This window comes from Mycobacterium montefiorense, assembly GCF_025823255.1.
In the GTDB taxonomy this organism is placed as follows: domain Bacteria; phylum Actinomycetota; class Actinomycetes; order Mycobacteriales; family Mycobacteriaceae; genus Mycobacterium; species Mycobacterium montefiorense.
The window spans coordinates 446,967-466,545 of sequence record NZ_JACKVL010000013.1; the positions used below are offsets into that span (position 1 = coordinate 446,967).

The 19,579-nt window shown below is 67.2% G+C and carries 18 protein-coding genes and 2 pseudogenes; 14 read left to right on the top strand and 6 right to left on the bottom strand.

The genetic code is table 11. From position 1 onward, the window contains the following. Nucleotides 1–13 precede the first annotated feature (13 nt). The 6 genes and pseudogenes from H7K34_RS15450 (at nucleotide 14) to H7K34_RS15475 (ending at nucleotide 7,253) form a co-directional block, all read left to right on the top strand. On the top strand, nucleotides 14–484 hold the full coding sequence (locus tag H7K34_RS15450; RefSeq protein WP_108919953.1) for a GNAT family N-acetyltransferase: 471 nt from the start codon (nucleotides 14–16) through the stop codon (nucleotides 482–484). Beyond that, nucleotides 481–2,319, top strand: coding sequence for a magnesium chelatase subunit D family protein (locus tag H7K34_RS15455; protein ID WP_264062867.1), 1,839 nt, complete (start codon nucleotides 481–483; stop codon nucleotides 2,317–2,319). Before H7K34_RS15450 ends, H7K34_RS15455 begins: the two co-directional genes overlap by 4 nt. 32 nt (nucleotides 2,320–2,351) lie before the next feature. Further along, a complete protein-coding gene (gene cobO, locus H7K34_RS15460) occupies nucleotides 2,352–2,966 on the top strand; it encodes a cob(I)yrinic acid a,c-diamide adenosyltransferase (RefSeq protein ID WP_264062868.1) in 615 nt (204 codons plus the stop codon). Continuing rightward, nucleotides 2,963–4,384, top strand: coding sequence for a cobyrinate a,c-diamide synthase (locus H7K34_RS15465; protein ID WP_264062869.1), 1,422 nt, complete (start codon nucleotides 2,963–2,965; stop codon nucleotides 4,382–4,384). The genes cobO and H7K34_RS15465 overlap by 4 nt, the downstream gene beginning before the upstream one ends. Nucleotides 4,385–4,418: 34 nt before the next feature. Further along, nucleotides 4,419–5,626: pseudogene (gene cobA / locus H7K34_RS15470) on the top strand (uroporphyrinogen-III C-methyltransferase). A 22-nt stretch (nucleotides 5,627–5,648) separates the two neighbouring features. Further along, complete coding sequence (locus H7K34_RS15475) at nucleotides 5,649–7,253, top strand: MFS transporter (protein WP_264062870.1); 1,605 nt, start codon at nucleotides 5,649–5,651, stop codon at nucleotides 7,251–7,253. Nucleotides 7,254–7,267: 14 nt separating this feature from the next. Here H7K34_RS15475 and H7K34_RS15480 read toward each other — a convergent pair whose 3' ends face one another. From H7K34_RS15480 to H7K34_RS26955, 4 genes and pseudogenes are all read right to left on the bottom strand, one after another. Next, on the bottom strand, nucleotides 7,268–8,005 hold the full coding sequence (locus H7K34_RS15480; RefSeq protein WP_264062871.1) for a hypothetical protein: 738 nt from the start codon (nucleotides 8,003–8,005) through the stop codon (nucleotides 7,268–7,270). A 42-nt stretch (nucleotides 8,006–8,047) separates the two neighbouring features. Beyond that, nucleotides 8,048–8,614, bottom strand: a complete 567-nt coding sequence (locus tag H7K34_RS15485) for a hypothetical protein (RefSeq protein ID WP_264062872.1) — start codon at nucleotides 8,612–8,614, stop codon at nucleotides 8,048–8,050. A gap of 62 nt (nucleotides 8,615–8,676) precedes the next feature. After that, nucleotides 8,677–9,252, bottom strand: coding sequence for an SDR family NAD(P)-dependent oxidoreductase (locus H7K34_RS15490; protein WP_264063571.1), 576 nt, complete (start codon nucleotides 9,250–9,252; stop codon nucleotides 8,677–8,679). Further along, nucleotides 9,252–9,656 (bottom strand): annotated as a pseudogene (locus H7K34_RS26955) (SDR family NAD(P)-dependent oxidoreductase); the annotation flags it as partial. The gene H7K34_RS15490 and the pseudogene H7K34_RS26955, both read right to left, overlap by 1 nt. 143 nt (nucleotides 9,657–9,799) lie before the next feature. Between H7K34_RS26955 and H7K34_RS15495 the strand changes: the two are divergent. Both H7K34_RS15495 and H7K34_RS15500 read left to right on the top strand, forming a co-directional pair. After that, nucleotides 9,800–10,330 (top strand): CGNR zinc finger domain-containing protein, encoded by a 531-nt coding sequence (locus tag H7K34_RS15495; RefSeq protein ID WP_264062873.1) that lies wholly within the window; start codon nucleotides 9,800–9,802, stop codon nucleotides 10,328–10,330. 45 nt (nucleotides 10,331–10,375) lie between these two features. Then, nucleotides 10,376–12,124 carry a proline--tRNA ligase gene (locus H7K34_RS15500; RefSeq protein WP_108919960.1) on the top strand — a complete coding sequence of 583 codons (1,749 nt, stop codon included), beginning with the start codon at nucleotides 10,376–10,378 and terminating at the stop codon, nucleotides 12,122–12,124. Between the two features lie 12 nt (nucleotides 12,125–12,136). Here H7K34_RS15500 and H7K34_RS15505 read toward each other — a convergent pair whose 3' ends face one another. Both H7K34_RS15505 and H7K34_RS15510 read right to left on the bottom strand, forming a co-directional pair. Next, complete coding sequence (locus H7K34_RS15505; RefSeq protein WP_108919961.1) at nucleotides 12,137–12,583, bottom strand: ferritin-like domain-containing protein; 447 nt, start codon at nucleotides 12,581–12,583, stop codon at nucleotides 12,137–12,139. Continuing rightward, nucleotides 12,580–13,107 (bottom strand): hypothetical protein, encoded by a 528-nt coding sequence (locus H7K34_RS15510; protein ID WP_264062874.1) that lies wholly within the window; start codon nucleotides 13,105–13,107, stop codon nucleotides 12,580–12,582. Before H7K34_RS15510 ends, H7K34_RS15505 begins: the two co-directional genes overlap by 4 nt. Before the next feature lie 215 nt (nucleotides 13,108–13,322). Between H7K34_RS15510 and rimP the strand changes: the two genes are divergently transcribed. The 6 genes from rimP (at nucleotide 13,323) to H7K34_RS15540 (ending at nucleotide 19,573) form a co-directional block, all read left to right on the top strand. Continuing rightward, on the top strand, nucleotides 13,323–13,856 hold the full coding sequence (gene rimP / locus H7K34_RS15515) for a ribosome maturation factor RimP (RefSeq protein WP_264062875.1): 534 nt from the start codon (nucleotides 13,323–13,325) through the stop codon (nucleotides 13,854–13,856). Further along, nucleotides 13,853–14,908: a transcription termination factor NusA gene (gene nusA / locus H7K34_RS15520; RefSeq protein ID WP_108919963.1), complete on the top strand. Its 1,056-nt coding sequence runs from the start codon at nucleotides 13,853–13,855 to the stop codon at nucleotides 14,906–14,908. Before rimP ends, nusA begins: the two co-directional genes overlap by 4 nt. A gap of 188 nt (nucleotides 14,909–15,096) precedes the next feature. Beyond that, the gene (locus H7K34_RS15525) at nucleotides 15,097–15,345 is read left to right on the top strand and encodes a YlxR family protein (protein WP_308203164.1); all 249 of its coding nucleotides are present in this window, start codon (nucleotides 15,097–15,099) and stop codon (nucleotides 15,343–15,345) included. A 64-nt stretch (nucleotides 15,346–15,409) separates the two neighbouring features. Further along, nucleotides 15,410–18,091 carry a translation initiation factor IF-2 gene (infB, locus tag H7K34_RS15530; RefSeq protein WP_264062879.1) on the top strand — a complete coding sequence of 894 codons (2,682 nt, stop codon included), beginning with the start codon at nucleotides 15,410–15,412 and terminating at the stop codon, nucleotides 18,089–18,091. After that, on the top strand, nucleotides 18,091–18,588 hold the full coding sequence (gene rbfA / locus H7K34_RS15535; protein ID WP_108919966.1) for a 30S ribosome-binding factor RbfA: 498 nt from the start codon (nucleotides 18,091–18,093) through the stop codon (nucleotides 18,586–18,588). Before infB ends, rbfA begins: the two co-directional genes overlap by 1 nt. Continuing rightward, on the top strand, nucleotides 18,563–19,573 hold the full coding sequence (locus H7K34_RS15540; protein ID WP_264062881.1) for a DHH family phosphoesterase: 1,011 nt from the start codon (nucleotides 18,563–18,565) through the stop codon (nucleotides 19,571–19,573). Before rbfA ends, H7K34_RS15540 begins: the two co-directional genes overlap by 26 nt. Nucleotides 19,574–19,579 lie beyond the last annotated feature (6 nt).

Below are 19,579 nucleotides of genomic sequence, written 5' to 3' on the forward strand. Positions count from 1 at the left end.
AGGAGCGGCGCAAATGACTGAAGCGCTACGCCGCATCTGGGCCAAAGACCTTGACGCCCAAACCCTTTACGAGCTGCTCAAGCTCAGGGTGGAGGTGTTCGTCGTCGAACAGGCCATCCCGTATCCGGAACTGGACGGGCGCGACTTACTCGCCGAGACTCGGCACTTCTGGCTGGAAACATCTGACGGCGACGTGATCTGCACGCTGCGGCTGATGGAGGAGCACGCCGGCGGCGAGAAGGTGTTCCGGATCGGACGGCTGTGCACCAAACGCAGCGCGCGCGGACACGGCCATACCACCCGGCTGCTGCGCGCCGCACTGGCCGAGGTCGGGGACTACCCGTGCCGGATCAACGCGCAGACCTATCTGGCCGACATGTACGCCCACCACGGCTTTATCCGCGACGGCGACGATTTCCTCGACGACGGTGTTCCGCACGTCCCGATGCTGCGGCCGGGTTCCGGCCTGCCGGAGAAGCCGTGAAGCCCTACCCATTCAGCGCGATCGTCGGTCACGACCAACTGCGGCTGGCGCTGCTGTTGTGTGCGGTGCGCCCGGAAATCGGCGGCGCGCTGATCCGCGGCGAGAAGGGCACCGCCAAATCGACGGCCGTACGCGGCTTGGCCGCGTTGCTGTCCGCGGCGACCGGAAGCAACGGCGTCGGGACCGGCTTGGTCGAAATGCCGCTGGGCGCAACCGAAGACCGGGTGATCGGTTCGCTGGATCTGCAGCGGGTGCTGCGCGACGGTGAGCATGCGTTCTCCCCGGGATTGCTCGCGCGTGCCCACGGTGGCGTGCTTTACGTCGACGAGGTCAACCTGCTGCACGATCACCTGGTCGACGTGCTGCTCGACGCCGCCGCGATGGGGCGGGTGCACATCGAGCGCGACGGCATCTCGCATTCGCATGAGGCCCGTTTCGTGCTGATCGGCACGATGAATCCGGAGGAAGGCGAACTGCGCCCGCAGCTGCTCGACCGGTTCGGGCTGACCGTCGACGTGCATGCGTCGCGTGATGTCGACGTGCGGGTGCAGGTGATTCGGCAGCGGATGGCCTACGAGGCAGACCCGGATGGGTTCGCTACTCGTTATGCCGCCGACGACGCCGAGCTGGCCCGGCGGATCGCCTCGGCTCGTGTGTTCGTCGACGATGTGGTATTGCCGGACAACGAGTTACGGAGAATTGCGGCGCTGTGTGCGGCGTTCGATGTCGACGGGATGCGAGCCGATCTGGTGGTTGCCCGCACGGCCGTCGCTCACGCCGCCTGGCGGGGCGTGACCACGGTGGAGGAACAGGACATCCGGGTGGCGGCCGAACTGGCGCTACCGCATCGGCGCCGCCGCGACCCGTTCGACGATCCGGGTATCGACCGCGACCAGTTGGACGATGCGCTGGAGCGGGCCGGTAATGATCCAGAACCCGATCCCGACCCGCCCGGTGGCGGCCAGCCCGCCGATGACCCTGCCTCGCAACCGGATTCGCCGTCGTCATCCAAGCCGCAGCCACCCAGGACACGGCCCAGTGCCCCGCCGTCGAAAACGTTTCGTGCCCGCGCGCTGACGGTTCCCGGCGTCGGTGAGGGAGCCCCCGGCCGACGCTCGCGAGCCCGCAACCGCGCGGGGAGTGTGGTGGCGGCGGCCGACGCCGACAACCCCGGCGCGCACGGCCTACACCTGTTCGCGACACTGCTGTCGGCCGCCGAGCGGGCCGGTGCCGGGCCGCTGCGCCCGCGACCCGACGACGTGCGCCGCGCGGTCCGCGAAGGACGCGAAGGCAATCTGGTGATCTTCGTCGTCGACGCGTCCGGATCGATGGCCGCCCGGGACCGGATGGCCGCGGTGAGCGGTGCCACCCTGTCGCTGTTGCGCGACGCCTATCAGCGACGCGACAAGGTCGCGGTGATCACCTTCCGCCGGCACCAGGCGCGGCTGTTGCTGCCACCGACGTCGTCGGCGCACATCGCCGGCCGGCGCCTGGCCCGGTTCGATACCGGCGGCAAGACGCCGCTGGCCGAGGGTCTGCTGGCCGCACGTGAGCTGATCGTCCGGGAAAGGGCGCGCGATCGGGCACGGCGTCCGCTGGTGGTGGTGCTCACCGACGGTCGCGCGACCGCGGGGCCGGACCCGTTGGGCCGCAGCCGAATTGCGGCCTCTCGATTGGTCGCCGAAGGCACCGCGGCGGTGGTCGTGGATTGCGAAACATCTTATGTGCGGCTGGGATTGGCGGGGCAGCTCGCCCACCAGCTCGGTGCTCCAGTCGTACGGCTGGAGCAATTGCACGCTGATCATCTGACGCGAGCCGTGCGCAGCGCGGCCTAGCCGGCGGGCCGCAACAAAGGAGGTGTGGCCTTATGCCACAGGGAACCCCGGTGCAGGTCCCCGATGACGGGCTGACCACCCGGCACCGTCGCAATCTGCCGGTGCTCGCGGTGCACACCGGCGACGGCAAGGGAAAGTCGACGGCGGCGTTCGGAATGGCGCTGCGCGCGTGGAACGTAGGGCTCGACGTCGCGGTGTTTCAATTCGTCAAGAGTGCGAAGTGGAAGGTGGGGGAGGAAGCCGTTTTTCGCCAGCTCGGCCAATTGCACGACGAGCGCGGCGTGGGGGGAGCGGTCGAATGGCACAAGATGGGCAGCGGCTGGTCCTGGTCGCGTAAATCCGGCAGCGAGGACGATCACGCGGCCGCGGCCGCCGACGGCTGGGCGGAGATTTCGCGCCGGCTGGCCGAGCAGCGCCACGACTTCTATGTGCTTGACGAATTCACCTATCCACTGAAGTGGGGCTGGGTCGACGTCGATCAGGTGGTGCAAGTGTTGACGGCCCGGCCTGGTCATCAGCATGTGGTGATCACCGGACGGGCCGCCCCGTCGCGGCTGATCGAGGCCGCCGACCTCGTCACGGAAATGGTCAAGGTCAAGCACCCGATGGATGCGGGGCGCAAGGGACAAAAGGGCATCGAGTGGTGAATGCCCCCGCGGTCGTCGTCGCCGCGCCCGCGTCGGGCAGCGGAAAGACCACGGTGGCAACGGGTTTGATTGGGGCGCTGCGCCAGGCCGGGCATACCGTCGCGCCGTTCAAAGTGGGCCCGGACTTCATCGACCCCGGCTACCACGGGCTGGCCGCGGGCCGGCCCGGACGCAACCTCGACCCGGTGCTGGTGACCGAAGGGCTGATCGGCCCGCTGTACGCGCACGGCGCCGCCGGTGCGGACATCGCGGTGATCGAGGGCGTGATGGGGCTGTTCGACGGCCGGATCGGGCCTCTTGAGAATCCAGTGACGCCGGTGCCGACGGGCAGCACCGCGCACGTCGCCGGCCTGGTGGGAGCCCCGGTGATCCTGGTGGTCGATGCGCGCGGCCAAAGCCACAGCATTGCCGCACTGCTACATGGCTTTTCGGCGTTTGACACCGCGACCCGGATCGCCGGCGTGATTCTCAATCGGGTGGGATCTGCCCGGCATGAGCAGGTGTTGCGACAAGCCTGCGAGCACAACGGCATCCCGGTGTTGGGCGCCATTCCGCGTACCACCGAATTAGAGCTTCCGACAAGGCATTTAGGCTTAGTCACCGCGGTCGAGTACGGGCACCGTGCCCGGCTCGCGGTCGAGGCGATGACAGCCCTGATCGCCCGGCACGTCGATTTGGCCGCGGTGATGGCGGTCGCGGCAACCCGGGTCAACGGTGCGGCGTGGGATCCCGTTGCCGCAGTGGGGGAGACGACGGGTCGGCGCCGCGCCACGGTGGCGATGGCCGCCGGCAAGGCCTTCAGTTTCGGCTACGCCGAACACGCGGAGCTGCTGCGCGCCGCCGGCGCCGACGTGGTTGAGTTCGACCCACTGGTCGACACATTGCCCGACGGCACCGACGCCGTATTGCTGCCCGGCGGTTTTCCCGAACAATTCACGGCCGAGCTATCCGGCAATGACGTTGTCCGGCAACAGATCAGCGAGCTGGCCGGCGCCGGAACACCCGTGCATGCCGAGTGCGCCGGGCTGATCTATCTGGCCTCCGAGCTCGACGGGTATCCGATGTGCGGAGTACTGGGCGGATCGGCGCGATTCACCGCGGCGCTGAAGTTGGCGTACCGCGACGCCGTCGCGGTGGCCGATTCGGCGCTGTTTTCCGCCGGAGCGCGGGTGGTCGGACACGAATTCCACCGCACCGTGCTCACCTTCACCGAGAGCTACCAGCCCGCCTGGGTCTATCGCGCCGGCGAAGCAGGCCAAGACGCGGCGCCCATGCGCGATGGCGTCGTGCATGCCGGCGTACACGCGTCGTATCTGCACACGCACCCCGCCGCCGTCCCCGACGCGGTCGCCCGCTTCGTCGCACGCGCCGCCGACCCTGCCCGGCAAGCGGGCGGTACCCACACGCGCCCGGCATGACCACCTCGCCGGCGCTCTTCACTAGGCTTGCCGCGTGACCGAGAGCCCCTACCTCGTCGGATTGCGACTAACCGGCAAGAAGGTCGTCGTGGTCGGCGGAGGCACGGTCGCTCAGCGTCGGCTGCCCCTGCTCATCTCCAGCGGCGCCGACGTCCACGTGATCTCCCGTTCGGCCACCCCGGCCGTCGAGGCGATGAACGGAATCACCTTGACGGTGCGCCAATACCGCGACGGTGACCTCGAGGGAGCCTGGTACGCGATCGCGGCCACCAATGACGCAACGGTCAACGCCGCGGTAGTCGCCGAGGCCGACAGCCGGCAGATCTTCTGCGTACGGGCCGACGTCGCCATCGAGGGCAGCGCGGTGACCCCGGCGTCGTTCGAATACGCCGGGCTGTCGGTGGGGGTGCTGGCCGGCGGCGAGCACCGCCGGTCGGCGGCGATCCGCTCGGCCATCCGTGAGGCGTTGCAACAGGGCTTGATCACGGCAGAGAGCTCCGACGTCGTGCGGGGCGGCGTGGCGCTGATCGGCGGCGGCCCCGGCGACCCCGAGCTGATCACCGTCCGCGGTCGCCGGCTGCTCGCCCAGGCCGACGTCGTGGTCGCCGATCGGCTGGCTCCGCCCGAATTGCTCGCCGAGCTGGCGCCGCACGTCGAAGTCATCGACGCCGCCAAGATCCCGTACGGGCGGGCGATGGCCCAGGACGCGATCAACGACGTGATGATCGAACGGGCCCGCGCGGGCAGCTTTGTGGTCCGGCTCAAAGGCGGTGACCCGTTCGTGTTCGCCCGCGGCTATGAGGAAGTCATCGCGTGCGTCGATGCCGGCGTTCCGGTCACGGTGGTCCCAGGTGTGACAAGCGCCATAGCGGCGCCCGCGCTGGCGGGTGTTCCGGTCACTCATCGGGCGGTAAATCACGAGTTTGTGGTGGTCAGCGGCCATCTGGCGCCCGAGCATCCCGAATCGTTAGTGAATTGGAATGCGCTGGCGGCATTGTCGGGCACCATCGTTTTGCTGATGGCGGTCGAACGCATCGAACTCTTCGTCGACGTGCTATTGAAAGGCGGCCGACCTGCGGATACGCCGGTGCTGGTGGTTCAGCACGGAACGACACCAGCGCAGCACACGTTGCGGGCCACTCTTGCCGACACGCCGCAGATGGTTCGGGCGGAGGGGATCAGACCTCCCGCGATCATCGTGATCGGGCCTGTGGCGGCGTTCGGGGTTTAAACGATTCTTAAGATTACTGTAAGGTAACCCGTTATGACGGCCCTCAACGACACCGAGCGTGCGGCCCGGAATTGGACCGCTACTCGCCCCGATCGTCCGGCCCCGGAGCGCACTGAGCGCCCGTCCGAGACCGCTTCCGGGACCGCCACCGCCCGTACTAGCAGGTATTACCCGGCTTGGTTGCCCTCTCGCCGCTTCATCGCGGCCGTGATCGCCATTGGCGGTATGCAGCTGCTGGCAACCATGGACAGCACCGTCGCCATCGTCGCGCTTCCTAAGATTCAAAACGAACTGAGCCTTTCCGACGCCGGCCGTAGCTGGGTGATCACCGCCTACGTGCTCACCTTCGGCGGGCTGATGCTGCTGGGTGGCCGCCTCGGCGACACCATCGGCCGCAAACGCACCTTCATCGTCGGTGTCACGCTGTTTACGATCTCCTCGGTGCTGTGCGCGGTGGCCTGGGACGAGGCGACATTGGTCATCGCCCGGCTGCTGCAGGGTGTCGGGTCGGCCATCGCGTCGCCGACCGGCCTCGCCCTGGTGGCCACGACTTTCGCGAAGGGCCCGGCCCGCAACGCGGCGACGGCGGTATTCGCCGCGATGACCGCGATTGGCTCGGTGATGGGGCTGGTCGTCGGTGGAGCGCTGACCGAGTGGTCGTGGCGGCTCGCGTTCCTGGTCAACGTGCCGATCGGGCTGGTGATGATCTACCTGGCCCGCACCGCGTTGCGCGAGACTAACCGGGAGCGGATGAAGCTCGACGCCACCGGCGCCATGCTGGCCACATTGGCTTGCACCGCTGCGGTTTTCGCCTTCTCGATGGGTCCGGAACGGGGCTGGGTCTCGCTGACCACCATCGGTTCCGGTGTGGTGGCGGTGACCGCCGTGATCGCGTTCGCCATCGTGGAGCGCACCGCCGAAAATCCGGTCGTGCCGTTCGAATTGTTCCGCGACCGCAATCGGCTGGTCACGTTTGTGGCGATCTTCCTGGCCGGCGGCGTGATGTTCAGCCTGACGGTGTGCATCGGCCTGTACGTGCAGGACATCCTGGGTTATAGCGCGCTGCGCGCGGGCGTCGGCTTCATTCCGTTCGTGATCGCGATGGGAATCGGCCTGGGTGTGTCCTCGCAGCTGGTGTCGCGGTTTTCGCCGCGAGTGCTGACCATCGGCGGGGGATGGCTGCTGCTGGTTGCCATGCTCTACGGTTCGGCTTGCATGCACCGCGGTGTGCCTTACTTCCCGAACTTGGTGCTGCCCATCGTTGTTGGCGGGATCGGTATCGGCATGGTCGTCGTTCCGCTGACGCTGGCGGCGATCGCGGGCGTTGGTTTCGACCAGATCGGTCCGGTGTCGGCGATGACGCTGATGCTGCAAAGCTTGGGCGGGCCGCTGGTGCTGGCCGTGATCCAGGCCGTCATCACCTCGCGCACGCTGTACCTGGGCGGTACCACCGGACCGGTGAAGGTCATGAACGACGCTCAATTGAACGCGCTTGACCACGGCTACACCTACGGCCTGCTGTGGGTGGCCGGAGCGGCCGTCATCGTCGGCTGCGCGGCGTTGTTCATCGGCTACACCCCGCAGCAAGTCGCGCACGCCCAAGAGGTCAAGGAAGCGATCGACGCCGGCGAGCTGTAGCTCCCGCCACTAACTCAGGTCACGGAGTAATCGCGGAGTTCGATGCCGATCAGCAGTGCCTCGGGATCGCTGAGCGGACCCGGGCGGTTATCGGCATCGAGCGGCACAACTTTTCGCAGCGACGGAAACTGAATGCCGTCGTAGTCGGCATAGTCGAAGAGATAGTGCGCGGCAAGGGGGGCGGGGATTACGTCGACCGAATAGTCGTGGCGCGCAATCAGCCCGTTGCTGTCGATGTAGAGATCCTGCACCGAGGTGTGAGTGGCGATCTGCGGCGGAAACGTCAGGCGTAGTCGACGCCACTTCTCCCCGGATTCTTCGACCCAAGGATCGATTTCCTGGGCGTCGACGTCCGGACGCGCGGCGACGAAGGGCAAGTTGAGATAAGTCCACATGGCGTAGCTTGCGAAATACAGACAGTGCAGGTGATCCCAGGCCGAGACGAGCGTGTGGCCCTTGAACGCCTCTCGCGGGTGGGCACGTTCTTGCAGGATCGTTCCGTCGGCTGATTCGATATGCACGCGTTCGGGGGTATAGATGCCCCGCCGGCCGGCACCGTTGAAGGGATCGACCTGCATCGACTGACTGGTGGTTGCGGCCGCGAAGGTGCTCCACAAAGAAAAGACATTCGGGTGACTTTTGATTGACCAGGTCTGACCCCAGGAGCGCAGCGAGGTGGTGACAGTGCGAGCTTCGCGCCACCGGTCCAAGCCACCATGGGCGCCGATGGTGGTCTCAAGCAGATCGTTCATGTTCATTCCTTCCAAGAGGTGCTTCAGTGGTTTGCGTTCGGGTCAGGGCCTATGCCCCACCGCGAGCCGGTTCGTTGCGTGGTGACTCATTGACAGGTTCAAAAATGAAGAGCCGAATTTCGCGGTCACCCGCATCACAGTGCCGGACATCGTCGCCCGGCCACCGGAAAGCTTGTTGATCGCCCGGTCGATCGCCGGCGCGCAGCGGCGGGAAAGCAGAGCTAACGCGTTCGTGTGTCCGAGCAACTGCCACCAGCGCCGGTATGAGCCAACCACTTTCGCGCGGCGGACTGGCATAGCGCTCATGTTGATGGTTGACCGGGCTTCGCTGGTCAGCCACCGCGTTGCCTGAATCTCGGCAAGCCGGAAAGACTGCATCAGTGCCAGCACGTCTCGGCGGTCCGAACTGGTGGTCCATCGCTGAGCGTCTTGGCGGGTCTGAAAGGACATTCGGAAAAAGCAGCGGTCCGGCTCGTCCAAACGCGTCATCTGCCGGATGTCGATGAAGCCCGGATAGCGGCTGACGAGCGCCTCGATCTCGCGTATCCATACCGGAAAGCGTTGCTGCCCTTCGGTAGTGAAGAAATGTTCGACGATGATCTCGATCACTGCGTGCTCCCTTCTGCGGTGGTGGACCGGCCCCGCCCGAAAACGGGGCCAGTTCAACGGCCTCAGTCGAGCGGACAAACCCGGTCGGGATCGCCGTCGACGGCGACGCTGACGGCCTCCCAGGCTTCGAGGTTGGCCAGGCGCGACTGCAGCGCCTTGCGAATGGTGTTGACCGCGACGCTGCCGGTGGCCAGCCGCAGCGGCGGCTCGTCGGCATCGACGGCGGCCAGAATGGCCGTCGCGATGGGCCCAGGCTGGTTGTAGTGTTCGGGGCCCTTCGCTCGGACCGCTTTGAGCCCTTCACGCACCGTCTGGTCGTAGTCGGCGATTTCGGGTGCGCGGTCCAGGTTGTCCCGGAACCCGGTGGCCGACGGGGCGGGCTCCACCATGGTCACGTGGATGCCAAGGGGTTTGAGTTCCTGATAGAGGGCGTCGCCCAGGCCTTCCTTGGCGTAGTTGAACGACGCGAGCAAACCCATACCGGGCGCCGCGCTTTGGCCCCGGTAGGCGGTGACCTGAACAAAGTGACCGCAGCGTTGGGCGCGCAGGGTGGGCAGGGTCGTCCGCAGCACGTTGAACGTGCCGAAGACGTTGGTGTCGAAGGCGGCCCGCACCTGCTCGTCGGTGGCCTCCTCGATTCCGCCCCCAGGCCGTAGCCGGCGCTGTGTGCCACCACGTCGACACGCCCGAACTTCTCGAGCCCCTGCTCGACGGCGGCTTCGATCTGTGACTGATCACGGATGTCGGCTCGCAGCGCCAGCAGCTGCTGCGGGTGAGCATCGGCGACCTTTTTGAGGGGTTCGGGGTTGCGGCCGAGCCCAATGACGTTGTCGCCGCGAGCGATCGCGGCTTCCGTCAGCGCCAGTCCGATTCCGGAGCTTGCGCCAGTGATGAACCAATTGCGGTGTGAAGCTAATTTTGTCATGTGATCATCGTAAGTCTGTTGACGATAACGAGTCAACAGAATTGGGAAGAAAAGTAGCTGCCAAAATGCTGTGAGGGATAACGCAAGGTTGCTGATTGAGATCCGGATTGCGCACATCTGGCCTGCTGGGTGGCCGGTTCGCCGACAGATGAGGCGATAGCTGGTTCGTGATCAGCGTCAGCGATTAGGCTATAACGCACGAAACGAGGAGGTGCACCATAGCGAGTTCGGGCGATACCGGCGTCGATCCGGCCGAATTGGTGCTGGCGTTTGCCAACACGCACGACCACCGCGGTCGGTTGCCCGACAGGTTCTCCGACGTTGCCGGACTGCAGGTCTGGCTGACCGCTCAGCAGTCGAGCGCCGACGGCGCGGCCGTAGTCACCCCGGCAGATGTGATCGAGGCGCGGGAGATTCGCGACGCGCTGGTGACGGTGTTGCTCACGCACGCCGATGCCGGCGATGCGACCGAAGCGGAGCTCGTCGCCACAGAACACGCGTTGCGCCGGGTGGCGCATCGGTATCCGTTGGAGGCCAACATCACTCGCGATGGTGCGGGACTGGTGTCCACCCAGCCGGGGCTGGCCGGCGTGCTGGGCACGATCCTGGCCGCGGTGGTCGAGCTGTCCCAGTCGGGGGCGTGGGATCGACTGAAGGCCTGCCGCAACTGCCATCATGCGTTCGCCGATCAAAGCCGCAACTGGTCCGCGACGTTCTGCCGGGCTCAATGCAGGTCTCAGGCCGGGATGCGGGCCTACCGGAGCCGTCATCGGAGCCCCGGCGACGCCTAGCCGCGGCCGGAGTGCGCGAACATCCGACAAGTAGGCTGGCCCGCTGTGATCACCCGGATGTCCGAGCTATTCCTGCGCACTCTGCGCGACGATCCCGCCGACGCCGAAGTGCCCAGCCATAAGCTGCTCGTTCGTGCCGGATACGTCCGGCAGGTTGCTCCCGGGCTGTACAGCTGGCTGCCGCTGGGGCTGCGGGTGCTGCGCAACATCGAACGCGTTGTCCGCGAGGAGATGAACGCGATCGGCGGCCAAGAGATTTTGTTTCCCGGGCTGCTGCCGCGCGCGCCGTACGAGACGACGAATCGGTGGACCGAATACGGCGACGGGGTGTTTCGGGTGCAGGACCGTCGCGGTAACGACTACATGCTGGCTCCCACGCACGAAGAGTTCTTCGCCCTGGCCGTCAAGGGCGAGTACAGCTCCTACAAGGACTTCCCACTGACGCTGTACCAAATTCAGATCAAGTACCGCGACGAGGCGCGGCCGCGAGCCGGCATTCTGCGGGCCAGGGAGTTCGTCATGAAGGACTCCTACTCCTTCGACACGGATGCCGCCGGGCTCAAAGCCGCTTATCACGCGCACCGGGAGGCCTACCAGCGCATCTTCGACCGGCTACAGGTGCGGTACGTCATCGTGTCGGCGGTGTCCGGCGCGATGGGTGGTAGTGCCTCCGAGGAGTTCCTGGCGGAGAGCCCGATCGGCGAGGACACCTTTGTGCGTTGTGTGGAGTCGGGTTACGCGGCGAACGTCGAGGCGGTCATCACCGCGCAGCCCGAAGCCACGCCCATCGACGGGCTGCCCGAGGCGGTTGTGCACGACACCGGCGACACCCCCACGATCGCCACGCTGGTCGGTTGGGCCAACGGAGCCGGATTGGGCCGCACCGTCACCGCGGCGGACACCCTCAAGAACGTCTTGGTCAAGGTCCGCGCGCCCGGCGCGGAGTGGGAGCTGCTCGCCATCGGGGTGCCCGGTGACCGCGAGGTCGACGACAAACGGCTGGGCGCGGCCCTGGAGCCGGCCGAATACGAGCTGCTCGGCGACGCCGACTTCGCCAAATACCCGTTTCTGGTGAAGGGCTATATCGGGCCGAAAGCATTGCTGGACAACGATGTTCGCTATCTGGTCGACCCGCGGGTGGTGGACGGGACCAGCTGGATCACCGGAGCCGACGAACCGGGTCGCCATGTCGTCGGGCTGGTGGCCGGCCGTGACTTCATCGCGGACGGCACCATCGAGGCGGCGGAGGTACGCGAAGGCGATCCGTCGCCCGACGGGGCCGGCCCGCTGGTGATGGCGCGCGGCATCGAGATCGGGCACATCTTCTCGCTGGGCCGTAAGTACACCGATGCGTTCACGGTCGACGTGCTCGGCGAGGACGGCAAGCCGGTGCGATTGACGATGGGCTCCTACGGCATCGGGGTGTCGCGGCTGGTCGCCGTCGTCGCCGAACAGCAGCACGACGAGCTGGGTTTGCGCTGGCCCGGGTCGATCGCGCCGTTCGATGTGCACCTGGTGATCGCCAACAAAGACCCGCAGGCGCGCGAAGGTGCCACAACGCTGGCCGGCGACCTGGACCGGCTGGGCCTCGAGGTGCTACTGGATGACCGCCAGTCCTCGCCCGGGGTCAAGTTCAAAGACGCCGAGCTGCTGGGGATGCCCTGGGTGGTCGTGGTCGGCCGTGGTTGGGCAGACGGCGTGGTGGAGCTGCGCGATCGCTTCGGCGGACAAACACGTGAGCTGGCGGCAGGGGACTCGCTGGCCACCGACATCGTGGCGGCCGTGACCGGCTAGCCGGGGGCGCGGCTACTCGTTGCCGCCGGGGAAACTGCTCGTGATCGGCCAGGCGCCCAGGATGCGATTCCATCGGGCACCCAGCACTGCGCTTTGAGTCAGGGCTGTCGAGGCGAACGCACGGTCCTCGGCGGTCTCGGCGTGCTCGGTTACCGCGCGCCATGCCGTCGCGCCGTCGTTTTCCATCCGCACCGCCAGGCGCGCCGCATCGGCCGGGCTGCCGACCAGCAAGGGCAGCTGATAGCCGGCGGCGGCGGGCGGGGCCGTCACCTTGCGGGCGGCCAGCATGGCGATCACGTCGTCGCGACGCTGGCGATGCTGCAGCAGCGCCTCGACCACTAAGTCGTTGACGCTGGGTGGCGACAGCGCGGACACGATGCCGTAGCCGTAGATGGTCGAGTGCTCGACGGCCAGCGCATCGCAGAGCGCGGCGTTGTCGGCGTCAGTGCCCGAGGTCATATCGACGGGCCTCCGGGTACCAGCGCGACCAGGTAGGACGCCGTGCACGACGCGGCAACCGAGGCGAGCAGCCCCGCCCGATAGCCCGACTCGGAGGACACCAGGCGCGCGGCGTCGTCGGCCGAGGTGCGCAGCGCGTTGATCACGTCGGACACCGGGGGTGGGGGCGGCGGCGGACCGGCCGGGGCGGCCGGGCTGGGGCTGGTCGTCTCGCTCGACGAGGCGGTGAGCTTGCCGGCGGCCCGGGAGATCTCGGTGGACAGCGCGCGGGCATGCGCGGCGCGCTGGTTCGCCACCACCGACAGCGCGGCCGCGATTTGCGGCGCAACGCCGACGGCCGCGGCGGCGGCACCGGCCAGCACGCTGTCGCGTCTGGCTTGGTCTAAGGGCCCCAGCAGCTGTTCGACCGCGGGGGGTTTGGGCGGGGATTCGCCGCAGGCGGAGACCACCACTGCGAGCGCAGCAAGGGCGGCACCCCCGGCGAGCACACCCCGCCTGCTGGTGACGGGTACTGCGCTAGGCACAGCAACATCCTGCCATTGGAACCGATGCGGGCATGATGCCAGGACCTCGACCTACGCGATCACCTCGTCGTACGCGATTCCTGGCGTATCGTTAGTGGCTGGTTCTCGCGGAACGGCAGTTGTTGCGCTCCACCGGGACGCGGGGAGCCGCCCGAAGATGAATGGGCGGCGACATCACGCCAGATGACCGGACAACTCAAGATGAGGAGCTCGCCGTGGCCACCGGGCTACCGTCGCAGACGCAGGTGATCGAGCTACTCGGTGGAGAGTTCGCGCGCGCTGGCTATGAAATCGAAGACGTGGTCATCGATCCGCGGGTGCGTCCACCTCGGATCACGGTGATTGCCGATGGGGACACCGCTCTCGACTTGGACGCGGTCGCCGCGCTGTCGCGTTCGGCGTCGGCTCTGCTGGACGAGCTGGACGGTTTCGACGACCAGTATGTTCTCGAGGTCAGCTCACCGGGCGTGCAGCGCCCCCTGACGAGCGAGAAACACTTCCGCCGCGCGCGTGGCCGCAAGGTCGAGATGGAGTTGTCGGACGGATCGCGATTGACCGGCCGGGTGGGGGAGACTGGCGCCGACGCGGTGGCGCTGGTGGTCCGCAATGGCCGCGACTGGGCGGTGCGGGATATCCCGCTCGTCGATATCGCGAAAGCTATTGTCCAGGTTGAGTTTTCGTCGCCATCGGCAGTCGAGCTGGATCTGGCGGGCGCGGGTGAGTCCCGGAGGACGGAGGCCGGAGCATGAATATCGACATGGCTGCGTTGCACGCCATCGAGGTGGACCGGGGTATCTCGGTCAATGAACTCCTCGAGACGATCAAGTCGGCGTTGCTGACCGCGTACCGGCACACCCAGGGCCACCAGAACGATGCGCGCATCGAGATCGACCGCAAGACCGGTGTCGTGAAGGTGATGGCGCGCGAGGTGGACGAAGACGGCAACGTCATCAGCGAATGGGACGACACCCCCGAGGGTTTCGGCCGCATCGCCGCAACCACCGCACGGCAGGTGATGCTGCAGCGCTTCCGCGATGCCGAAAACGAGCGCACCTACGGCGAGTTCTCCACCCGCGAGGGCGAAATCGTCGCCGGCGTGATTCAACGTGACAGCCGGGCGAACGCCCGTGGTCTGATCGTCGTGCGGATGGGCAGTGAAACCAAGGCATCCGAGGGCGTCATCCCGGCGGCCGAGCAGGTCCCCGGCGAGAGCTACGAGCACGGCAACCGGGTGCGCTGTTACGTGGTCGGTGTGACGCGGGGTTCACGGGAGCCGCTTATCACGTTGTCCCGTACCCACCCCAATCTGGTGCGCAAATTGTTCTCGCTGGAAGTCCCCGAGATCGCCGACGGGTCGGTGGAGATCGTGGCCGTGGCCCGCGAGGCGGGGCACCGCTCCAAGATCGCGGTTGCGTCGCGGGTGTCCGGCCTGAACGCAAAGGGCGCTTGCATCGGGCCGATGGGGCAGCGGGTCCGCAACGTGATGAGCGAGTTGTCCGGGGAGAAGATCGACATCATCGACTTCGACGAGGACCCGGCCCGTTTCGTCGCCAACGCGTTGTCGCCCGCCAAAGTGGTGTCGGTGTCGGTCATCGACCAGTCCGCTCGCGCCGCCCGCGTGGTGGTGCCCGACTTCCAGTTGTCGCTGGCCATCGGCAAGGAGGGGCAGAACGCGCGGCTGGCCGCCCGGCTCACCGGATGGCGTATCGACATCCGCGGCGATTCACCCGCGAGTGCCGGAGAGCATCCGGAGGACCAGCCGGAACACGGTGCCAGCCAGCCGATGGCGCACGACCACTAACTCGCATAACCAGTGCGCGTGCTGCGCACCCGCGGGTGGTTCTGACCATCGGTTCCGTGACGCTAGACTGAGCCGTGATCCAGCGCGAGCCTTCGGCCTTGGCGCACAGACAAACGGGTGGACCCGTGCGGACGTGTGTCGGGTGCCGAAAGCGAGAGTTGGCCGTCGAATTGCTCCGAGTGGTGGCTGTGTCTACCGAGAACGGCGAATACGCCGTAATCGTTGACACGGCGACTAGCCTGCCGGGGCGGGGTGCTTGGCTGCATCCCGTATCGCGGTGCGTACACGAGGCGGTTCGCCGGCGGGCTTTCACCAAAGCGTTGCGCATCGCGCGTCCACCGGACACAACCGCGTTGGTCGAGCATCTACAGGTGCTCGACTCGCCCGGCAACAGAACAGGTAGCGAAGAACATGAGCACACCGTGAAGTCCCGATGACCATGCGTCATAGCTAAACCCGAGGCGCGGCCCACGAACTGTCGCCTCTTAGACAGGAGATGTAGTGGCAGGTAAGGCCCGCGTACACGAGTTGGCCAAGGAACTCGGTGTTACCAGTAAGGAAGTTCTCGCCCGGCTGAATGATCAGGGCGAATTCGTTAAATCCGCATCCTCGACCGTAGAGGCGCCGGTTGCTCGCCGATTGCGCGAGTCCTTTGGCGGCAATAAGCCCGCGGCCGCGAATAAGAGCGCCGCGAAGAGCCCGGACCGGTCGCTCGACCAGGCCCTGGACAAGGCGATTCAAAAGCCCTCCGGTAACGGTGCGGCGGCCGCCGCACCCGCGAAGCCTGCTGACGCCGGCGCAGCGGCTACCGCAGCCCCGGCTTCCCCCGCCCCGCCGGCTGAAACTCCCGCGGCGCCGACGCCCGCGCCCAGACGGCCCGCCCCGTCGCCCGCGGCGCGCCCGTCGGCTCCGTCACCCGGTGAGCCGAAACCGCCGGCGCAGCCACCCGGCCAGCAGCCGCCGCCTCCAGGTGCGACACCCGGTCCGCGACCCGGCCCGATCCCCAAGCCGGCCGCACGTACCCCGCGCGTCGGCAACAACCCGTTCTCGTCGGCGCAGCCTGTCGACCGACCGATCCCGCGGCCGCAGGCGCCGCGTCCGGGCGCGCCCAGGCCGGGCGCGCCTCGGCCGGGCGGTGCGTCGCCCGGCAGCATGCCGCCCCGTCCTGGTGGCGGCGGCGGGTTCCGTGGCCCGGCACGTTCCGGTGGCGGCGGATTCCAAGGGCGTCCCGGTGGCGGTGGTGGCCGTCCCGGCCAGCGCGGCGGTGCGGCCGGCGCGTTCGGCCGTCCCGGTGGCGCTCCCCGGCGCGGACGTAAGTCGAAGCGGGCAAAACGCGCCGAGTACGAGAACATGCAGGCGCCGGTTGTCGGTGGCGTGCGGTTGCCGCACGGCAACGGCGAGACCATCCGGCTGGCCCGCGGCGCATCGCTGAGCGATTTCGCGGACAAGATCAACGCCAACCCGGCCTCGCTGGTGCAGGCGCTGTTCAACCTCGGTGAGATGGTCACGGCCACGCAGTCCGTCGGCGATGAGACGCTCGAGCTGCTGGGCAGCGAGATGAACTACGTCGTCCAGGTCGTCAGCCCGGAGGACGAGGACCGTGAGCTGCTGGAGTCGTTCGACCTGACCTATGGCGAGGACGAGGGCGGCGAGGAAGACCTGCAGACCCGCCCGCCGGTCGTGACCGTGATGGGTCACGTCGACCACGGTAAAACCCGGCTGCTGGACACTATCCGTAATGCCAGCGTCCGCGAGGGCGAGGCCGGTGGCATCACCCAGCACATCGGCGCCTACCAGGTCGGAGTCGACTTCGAGGGCAACGAGCGGCTGATCACCTTCATCGACACCCCGGGTCACGAGGCGTTCACCGCCATGCGTGCCCGCGGTGCGAAGGCCACCGACATCGCGATCTTGGTGGTCGCCGCCGACGACGGCGTGATGCCGCAGACGGTAGAGGCGATCAACCATGCGCAGGCGGCCGACGTGCCGATCGTGGTCGCGGTCAACAAGATTGACAAGGAAGGTGCCGACCCGGCCAAGATTCGCGGCCAGCTCACCGAATACGGTTTGGTAGCAGAGGATTTCGGTGGCGACACGATGTTCGTCGACATCTCTGCCAAGCAGGGCACCAACATCGAGGCGCTAGAGGAAGCGGTGCTGCTGACCGCCGATGCCGCTTTGGACCTGCGGGCCAACCCCGACATGGAGGCTCAGGGTGTGGCGATCGAGGCACACCTGGACCGCGGTCGCGGACCGGTTGCCACCGTGCTGATCCAGCGCGGCACGCTGCGGGTCGGTGACTCGATCGTCGCCGGCGACGCCTACGGCCGGGTTCGACGCATGGTCGATGAGCACGGCGAGGACGTCCACGAGGCGCTTCCCTCGCGGCCGGTCCAGGTCATCGGCTTCACCTCGGTGCCCGGCGCCGGTGACAATCTGCTGGTGGTCGACGAGGACCGCATCGCCCGCCAAATCGCCGACCGGCGCAGCGCCCGCAAGCGCAACGCCTTGGCCGCGCGATCGCGCAAGCGGATCAGCCTGGAGGACCTGGACTCGGCGCTGAAGGAAACCAGCCAGCTGAACCTGATCCTCAAGGGCGACAACGCCGGTACCGTCGAGGCGCTGGAAGAGGCCCTGATGGGAATCGAGATCGACGACGAGGTGGAGCTGCGTGTCATCGACCGCGGTGTCGGTGGCATCACCGAGACCAACGTCAACCTGGCGTCGGCCTCGGACGCGGTGATCATCGGCTTCAACGTGCGCGCCGAAGGCAAGGCGACGGAGCTGGCCAACCGCGAAGGCGTGGACATCCGGTACTACTCGGTGATCTACCAGGCGATCGACGAGATCGAGAAGGCCCTGCGCGGCATGCTCAAGCCGATCTACGAGGAGAACGAGCTGGGCCGTGCCGAGATCCGGGCGATCTTCCGGTCCTCCAAGGTCGGCATCATCGCCGGCTGCTTGATCACCTCCGGCATCGTGCGCCGTAACGCCAAGGCCCGGTTGCTACGCGACAACATCGTGGTGGCTGAGAACTTGACGATCTCCTCGCTGCGCCGTGAGAAGGACGACGTGACCGAGGTCCGCGACGGCTTCGAATGCGGTATGACGCTTACCTATTCCGACATCAAGGAAGGCGATGTCATCGAGTCCTTCGAGCTCGTCGAGAAGGAGCGCACCTGATGGCTGACCCCGGTCGGGCACGCCGGCTGGCCAAAAGGATCAACACGATCGTCGCTTCGGCGATCGAGTTCGAGATCAAAGATCCGGGACTCGACGGGGTGACCATCGTCGACGCGAAGGTGACCGCCGACTTGCACGACGCGACGGTGTTCTACACCGTGATGGGCCCAACGCTGGACGACGAGCCGGACTACGAGGCGGCGGCGGCCGCGCTGGACCGGGCCAAGGGCACGTTACGCACCAAGGTGGGGGCGGGCACCGGCGTGCGCTTCACTCCCACCTTGACGTTCACCCGGGACACCACGACGGACAACGTGGCGCGGATGGACGAGCTGCTGGCGCGTGCGCGCGCCGCCGATGCCGACGTGGCCCGTGTTCGGGTGGGGGCCAGGCCAGCCGGGGAGGCCGATCCATACCGTGAGAGCGGGTCTGCCGCGGGGACAGTGGACGGGTTCGATGCTGAGGACGCCGGTGACGACCATCGACCCGAAGACTGAACTGGCCCGCGTCCCGATCGCGGGCACGCGGGTAGACGCGGTCGGCGCCGCCGAGTTACTTTCGGCCGCAACGACAATCGCGGTGATCTGCCACGTTCATCCCGATGCCGACACGATCGGCGCGGGGCTGGCATTGGCTACGGTGCTCGATCGAAGCGACAAACAGGTCGAGGTGAGTTTCGCCGCGCCGGCGACACTGCCGGAGTCGCTGCGCTCGTTGCCCGGCTGCCATCTGTTGGTCGACCCCGATACGATGTGCCGCGATGTCGATCTGGTTGTGACGGTGGATGTTCCGAGCGTCAAACGGCTCGGCGCGCTGGGCGAGTTGGCCGGACCCGGTCAGCCGCTGCTGGTGATCGATCACCACGCCTCCAACGACATGTTCGGTACCGCGAACTTCGTCGACCCGTCGGCGGACTCCACCACGCTGTTGGTGGCCGAACTTCTCGACGCATGGGGTAAGCCGATCGATCGTGACGTCGCGCACTGCATCTACGCCGGGCTGACCACCGACACCGGCTCGTTCCGCTGGGCCAGCGCCCGCGCGTTCCGGCTGGCGGCGCGCCTGGTCGAGATCGGCGTGGACAACACCAAGATCAGCCGAACGCTGATGGACACGCATCCGTTCGTGTGGCTGCCGCTGTTGTCGCGGGTGCTCGGCTCGGCGCAGCTGCTGGCCGACGCGGTCGGCGGGCGCGGGCTGGTCTATGCGGTCGTCGACAACCGCGACTGGACCAACTCACGCCCGGAGGAAGTCGAGAGCATCGTCGACATCGTGCGCACCACACAGCAAGCTGAGGTGGCAGCGGTGTTCAAAGAGGTTGACCCGCAACAGTGGTCGGTATCGATGCGGGCCAAGGCTGAGGTAGACCTGGCCGCGGTCGCGTCGGTGTTCGGTGGCGGTGGCCACCGGCTCGCCGCTGGCTATTCGACTGTCGGGTCGATCGACGACGTTGTGGCCTCACTGCGTACCGCGCTGGATTAGGGCTGG

Bases quoted from the DNA above. Each gene is read 5' to 3' on its own strand.
- H7K34_RS15450 (WP_108919953.1), top strand. From the start codon at position 14: ATGACTGAAGCGCTACGCCGCATCTGGGCCAAAGACCTTGACGCCCAA.
- cobO (WP_264062868.1), top strand. From the start codon at position 2,352: ATGCCACAGGGAACCCCGGTGCAGGTCCCCGATGACGGGCTGACCACC.
- H7K34_RS15475 (WP_264062870.1), top strand. From the start codon at position 5,649: ATGACGGCCCTCAACGACACCGAGCGTGCGGCCCGGAATTGGACCGCT.
- H7K34_RS15480 (WP_264062871.1), bottom strand. From the start codon at position 8,005: ATGAACGATCTGCTTGAGACCACCATCGGCGCCCATGGTGGCTTGGAC.
- H7K34_RS15505 (WP_108919961.1), bottom strand. From the start codon at position 12,583: ATGACCTCGGGCACTGACGCCGACAACGCCGCGCTCTGCGATGCGCTG.
- nusA (WP_108919963.1), top strand. From the start codon at position 13,853: ATGAATATCGACATGGCTGCGTTGCACGCCATCGAGGTGGACCGGGGT.
- rbfA (WP_108919966.1), top strand. From the start codon at position 18,091: ATGGCTGACCCCGGTCGGGCACGCCGGCTGGCCAAAAGGATCAACACG.